At 58.0% G+C, this 6,650-nt stretch carries 4 protein-coding genes; all 4 read left to right on the top strand.

The annotated features are described in order from the left end of the window. The coding region (locus M3436_15115; GenBank protein MDQ3565392.1) for a short chain dehydrogenase at nt 1-107 on the top strand (107 nt) is incomplete at its 5' end. A 460-nt stretch (nt 108-567) separates the two neighbouring features. After that, nucleotides 568-870, top strand: a complete 303-nt coding sequence (locus M3436_15120) for a hypothetical protein (GenBank protein ID MDQ3565393.1) — start codon at nt 568-570, stop codon at nt 868-870. A gap of 410 nt (nt 871-1,280) precedes the next feature. Beyond that, on the top strand, nt 1,281-3,095 hold the full coding sequence (locus tag M3436_15125) for a lytic transglycosylase domain-containing protein (protein MDQ3565394.1): 1,815 nt from the start codon (nt 1,281-1,283) through the stop codon (nt 3,093-3,095). A gap of 926 nt (nt 3,096-4,021) precedes the next feature. After that, complete coding sequence (locus M3436_15130) at nt 4,022-6,586, top strand: ABC transporter permease (GenBank protein MDQ3565395.1); 2,565 nt, start codon at nt 4,022-4,024, stop codon at nt 6,584-6,586. Nucleotides 6,587-6,650: the final 64 nt, after the last annotated feature.

Here is a 6,650-nt window from a genome sequence, read left to right on the forward strand (position 1 = left end):
TCTACATCGACGAGGAGGTGCTCGCCGCCGAGGGCGTCATCGATCTCGCGCGCTATGCGGTGGTGCCAGGCACGAAGAATTTGCTGCCCGATCTGTTCGTCGATTGACGCACCACGGAGTAAGATTGTTCGGCCGTTGGCCGCCAAGTTCCGGCACTTAGCCGACCACTTTTTGATGACGACTTCCCGTGCTCCCACGATCAAGGTTGAAGCCGGAGTGCCTCCTATCCCCCCAGACGGGCGGTGGCCCCTAAGCTTCCCCCTGCTCTTAGGACTAGGAAGCGCCACACATCTGAATCTAGACCAATGGAACAGGAAGTGAGGCAAGACGAGGAAGATGATGCTCCTCTACGTGTTCGTTTGGTGGGGCCTGCAACCATGCTGCCGCCCTACATGCCTATTGCGGCCAAATCCAAACTGAAGGGCGAGGGACACATGTCGGCTCTCTACTCATCATATCTGCCGCAGGAGGCGATCGACCTCATGATCCGTCGGCCAGCAGACGAACTGATTCAACGGCGTGCGGTGTGGTTTCCGACAGACCGATTCGGTTCGAAGGGATCCATTTTTGACCGACCTGCGCATTGGACACGAGCGCGGGGTGTTTCCAGTGTATTTCGACCCCCTACCGACCTCAGAAACGGTGGCGGTTTGCGGTGGCGTCCAGATCACCATCCCAAGCAAACGCCTCAGCGTAGGCTGCCCCGCAGCGGCGACGAAGTGGAGTCGGGCGCTGCTGAAGCTAACCAAGAATCAGCGTGACGGCGCCGGTGTCAGCTTCGGTACGTTGGAGTCCCGCTTGTTGGATCGGGAATGTCGCAATGACCCGGTGGATGATCTGCAAGACCGGCGCGAGCAGCCGGGGATGTGAAGCGAACAGCAAGCGAAGCGGGATCGGAAAGGAGATCACCCACTGGCGCACCGGCACCCGCTGACATTTCGACACGACTCCCCTCAGCCAATAAATCCCGGACGGCTGCGCAGATCGTCCACGTCCAGAGGAAGCCAAGCAGCTCGGACGGAAGGTTGGACGCAGAGCTGAGCGGTGCTTTGGTGAATCTCGGAGCGCACCAGCACCCTTTCCCCGCAAGGCCCCTTTCCGGTCAACCTTGTGAAAGTTGCACGCCTCAAATCGAATAGCACTGATACATCGTTTGACTGTACACTTCGATGAATCGACCCCGAGAAGGTTCTTCTGCGGATGGTGCTGAATACTAAAGCGGCTCGTCTCGCTACCAGCTTTGCCTAGTGGCCGCTTCCACGCTCTTGCACGCGGCGGAGATGACCATTCCACTGACAGTCCGCTATGATCTGCTCACCCAGGAGGTTGCCAGACAGGTCTATACCGATCCTGGCGGCATTGCGCGCGTCTGGCGCGAGAGCGACTGCCGCTTCCTGACCCTGGATCGACCGAAATTCGGCCCTCAGGGTGAGCGATTGCGGTTTTCCACGCACGGGATAGGTAGCCTAGGCGCGGACGTCCTGGAAAAGTGTCTCGGTCCCGGCCAGTGGCGTGGATATATAGAGTCGCTCATGGAAACCGAGATCACGCCCGAATGGCAGCTTAAGCTCAAGATCGTTGAGTCGAGCCTCTATGATGAGCAATGGAAGAAGGGATTGCTTTCAGGCCTGCTATGGGAAGTCACCAAACGCTTTGTTCACCCGAAATTGATGGCTCTCAGCATCGATCTCGCGCCTCCACGCGATGAGGTTCTATCACTGCTCAAGGTCTGGGTTCCAAGCTCTGCGGCGCTTCAGATTAAGGCGATCCTCGATAGTGCTTTTCCGAAGAACGTAGAGGTACGTGAGCATGGCTTAGTGGTATCTCTCGTCATGAATGTGCCGGATCGCTTTGTTCGACCCCCTGCCCCTCCGACGCATCCTGAACCACCGCTGAGCCCTATGGAGATCCAGACTTATCAACAGGCGTTCGAGAGGTGGGATGCGTTCCTGGTCTTCGTCGTCAAAGGCTTCGGGGGAGATCTCGTCGACCCGGCTATCCGCGGGAAGTTGTTCGATCTACTTCTCGCCAGCCGCTACCAAGTCCTGCCTCTGCTCGCCGGCCTGTATCCCCGCAGTCAGGGTGACCCGGTTCGCCGGCTCTTTGTTCAGACGTGGAAAGGCCTGCATGAGATCGTTCAGGAGAGCGCGCAACGCGGGCTCTCGGGAGACAAATTGCTGCGCTATGTGGGCTTTATCGAAGCCGGTGATGCAGTAGTGACTTTAGAGCGGGCGGCCCCAGGGCTCGGGATCGAGATCTCGGCCGATGGGCTTCGCCGCCTGGCCCGCATGCTGCGACCCGAGGCGATTGAAGATCCCTTGCATTACGACCTCGAGCTTGATCCCGGCCTGCGCACGCTCTTTGGCCTTCCGCCCGAGATCCGTATCGAGGCCGCCCCTGAACCGGCGCCAGAGAGCGCTATTGATTGGATGTCTGCAGCCTACGCGGCAGGCGCGGAGGATGCCGGGCTCACTACCTTAATAAAGCACCTGGATCGGTGGGTGCCGGAGACCTCGGAGCTCGATCGATACATTGCGGTGATGAAGCAATTGCTGGAGCACATTACCGGTACGGCCTTGCAAGGCAGTGCGCTCGACGCGGGCTACCAAACCATCTACCGGGCAATGATGCCGGCCACCGCTCTAAAAGAAAGTTGCTGGCGGCAGTTTGTGCGTAAAAAAAACCAAGTCACCTACGTCAGGTCGACCGCAGGGAGCCTTGGGCTCATGCAGATCAATCCGCGGGTGTGGCGCGGCTTCTATAATGTACAGCAACTTAAATGGAATACGCACTATAACGGTCGAGCAGGGGCGGAGATCCTGATGCAATATTTCAAACGCTATGGCATCGAGGAAGCGAAGCAGACCGGGCAGAGCGAGAATGCTGCCCGCGCGGCCTACGCGGTGTACAACGCCGGACCCGCGGAGGCCAAACGCTACCGTGCCAAGCATAGCACCGCACGGGAGAAAAAAGTGGACGGCGCATTCTGGGGCATGTTCCGCGGGTTTGCAAACCATGGCGAGCCGGATCTTCAAGAGTGCAAGTTGATTACCCATTCTGCACGACGCGGCATGGACTCTCCACTCCCTTCTTAGCTTTACACGAAAAAACGCAGGGCGCCCGACAGCTCTGCCGTTGCGGCTAATCCAGCGGCGTCAATTATGATGCGCGGTAGGCAAGGACATCGAAGTTAATTCCGCCAATTCCAGACCGATCCCGCTGGGGCACTTCGCTCTAATCCGAACGGCCAACCGGTACCTCATCCCACCCGGTTCATCTCCCTGCGCCGACCACCTGTAGTCCGCAAATAATGATCGCTAGTCATGTCGGCGCAAGTGCGTAGTCATGATGCAAGCCGCCCAGCACTGGCTTAGCGATCAGGCGACCGAAGTCACTCCCAATTTCTTCTCTATTACAACGGCTATCGCGTCCATGGTGGCATCGAGGGTGTCACGCCAGAGGAGCGAGGCAGCAGTAGCAGACGGCCGTCACTGCCATTGAACAAGTTTTGCTGGATGTCGCATTGTCATGGTCTATTCAAAACACCTGTGGCGGCCTAGACTTGGATTTCGCCTAATACAGGCTAACAAGCTCTGGTTGACCGAACAAGTAGCTACGGGCTGCTGACTCATACAGTATAAAAGGAATAAGCAACCCCTAGACGCAATGATAGGTAAGCCGCTGGTCAAGCAGTTTAGGATCATTCTCTAACTCCAAGACCTGCCTCGCGTGTTGAGGCTGAGGGGATGAGAAGCGAGACTCACTCTCCCTCCTCGTTTTGCGTGCAGCTGCCGCCAGCGCACAAGGCCCTCCGGCGTGAAGGGCAACCAGCCCGAATATACTGCCTGACACGATCATGTAGGGATTACTTCTCACTTATAGCCTCTCCCGGTCCGCGGACCCAGGGACTATCAAGAGATCACGCGCGCCCTAAATGCCCAGGATTACCGCCAGCGCTTCTTGTATGGTCTTTCGATGAGCGGCATAATCGTGTCGGATGCGGTAGAAGTAACTGCGGATTATGACGCTGCTCTGGAAGGCTAGTTGTCGCTCCCTCATTCATCAACCCATACAGCTCGCTCTCGCGATCCTAGGCATCGCGCTGGGTGTGGCGGTAGTCACCTCTGTCGACCTCGCACGGATAAGCGCGGAACGCGCCTTTGACGTCACCTACGAAGCGGTGGTGGGCAAAGCTACTCACCAGATCACCGGCGGCCCAGACGGACTCGATGAGTCGCTTTACGTCACCTTGAGGGTAGCTGAAGGTTTCTATCCGGTAGCCCCGGTCATCCAGGACTACGTAACCTTCCCCACTCAGCCTCGCCAGACCTTGCAGATCCTTGGGGTCGATCCCTTTGCGGAAGCGGCATTCAGGGCGTATTGGGAGTCCCGACGTCGGGACGATGCCGAGGATTCCGGCAATACGGTCTACCGGCTGGTCACTGAGCTGGGCACCGCCCTCATGAGCCAGGCTACAGGTCAAAGACTCGGTATCCAACTGGGGGAAGAACTCAAGATCGAGGTAGGTTCATTGATCCGCAGCGTGCGCATCATCGACTGGATCGAGCCGACTGACGCTAGCTCGCCTCATGCCTTAGACGATCTCATCATCACCGACATCGCCACGGCCCAGACCCTCCTCAATATGCCGGGAAAACTCAGCCACATCGACTTTAAGATAGCAGACGAGCCCCCAGGCGAGGCCGTTATCCAACGTGTCCAGCGTAGCCTGCCACCGGGTTTGACACTGACCACCGCGGGGACCCGTAGCCAGGCTACCAAGAAGATGACCCGGGCCTTCCACATCAATCTCGTCGCCTTGAGCCTACTAGCGCTCCTGGTGAGTGCGTTTCTGATATACAACACCATGACTTTTTTTGTGGTGCGGCGGCGGGAGCTGATTGGCGCCTTGCGTACCTTGGGAGTGACACGCGCACAGGTGTTTCGCATCATACTAGGCGAAGCGTTCGTCATCGGTGCTATCGGGACCCTCTGCGGACTGGTGTTGGGTGTTGGGCTCGGACAAGGCTTGGTGCGACTCGTCACTCGCACCATTAACGATATGTATTTTGTGGTCACAGTGAGAGAGCTGATCCTTACACCGATGGCCTTGGTTAAAGGGCTTACCTTGGGAGTCGGTGTCACGCTACTTGTGGCGCTTGCGCCGGCGAGGGAGGCGGCTGGCGTCGAACCGCGGCGCGCTTTATCACGCTCGGATCTCGAGTCTCGATACAACCGCCTGATCCCGCGTGCGGCTATCTTGGGGCTTCTGGTGATGGCCCTAGGAGGCGTGACCTTGCTACTGTCCGGTAAAAGCATCGTCCTCGGTTTTACCGCCCAGTTTGCCTTGATTCTCGGTTGCGCCCTCCTCACCCCCGCAGCGACGGTGGGTTGTGTCCATGCGCTCAAACCGCTCACTGCACGTTGGCTAGGGGTGACGGGAAAAATGGCGGCACGCAACGTCACGAGCAGCTTGAGCCGCACGGCAATGGCCATCACCGCCCTCATGGTTGCCATCGCCACCACGGTCGGTGTTGGACTTCTGATCAGTAGCTTCCGCTTGGCAGTAGCCAGTTGGCTACATAATATCCTGCGTGCCGATATGTATATTTCCACCCCAGGGCCTTCCTCCACGGCACTGGCCTCTGAATTTGATTTTGACTTCAAGGCGCGTATCGGTAGCACCCCCGGTGTGGCGGCGCTCAGCACGGTGCGGCGCTTTAGCATCGAGATGCAGGGGGAGATCATTGACGTAGCGGCCTACGAGCTCGCGCCCGAGTCTTATGCCGGATTCCACTTCAAAGCGGGGAATCCCGCTGAGGTGTGGAACTCCTTTGAGCACGACGATGCGGTGATTGTCTCCGAGCCTTTCGCCTATCATCACGGTAGACAGAAGGGTGACATCTTGCAGCTCCTCACTGAGCGCGGCTTACAGGACTTCGTAATCGCGGCAATCTACTACGACTACAGCTCTGACCAAGGCACTGTGACCATAAGCCGCCGTACCTACGAGCGTTTCTGGAAAAACCGTGGTTACACGAGCATCGGCGTCTATGCCCAACCCGGCATCGATGATGAAACCCTGCGCACCACGCTCCAGAACCGCATCCCCTCGGAACAAAGGGTGATCATTAGCCTAAGCCGCGCTATACGTGAGCAGTCGATGAAACTGTTTGACCGCACCTTTGCCATCACCGAGGTCTTACGTGTTCTCGCCGCCGTCATTGCCTTCGTTGGCGTGATGAGCGCGCTCATGGCGCTACAATTGGAACGTACCCGGGAGCTGGGCTTGCTCAGGGCCTGTGGCATGACACCGGTGCAGCTTTGGGGGCTGCTAGTGGGGGAGACGGGGCTGATGGGCTTCATCGCCGGCCTCATTGCTCTGCCGGTCGGGCTCATGGTGGCAGCGACCCTGGTCATGGTGATCTACCGGCACTCTTTTGGCTGGACCATTGACCTTCACATAGAGCCGATCATCTTGTTGCAAGGATTAGCGCTTGCGGTTACTGCCGCGCTGCTCGCCGGTCTCTATCCTGCCCATAAAATGGCGCGCACCTCACCCGCTGAGGCCTTGCGCAATGAGTAGGAAAGCAAATTATGTCGCTTTAGGCTTGGTCTTGTCCGCAGCGATCGGTTTCATTGCCGCGCTC

Source organism: Pseudomonadota bacterium, from assembly GCA_030859565.1.
GTDB lineage: Bacteria > Pseudomonadota > Gammaproteobacteria > JACCXJ01 > JACCXJ01 > USCg-Taylor.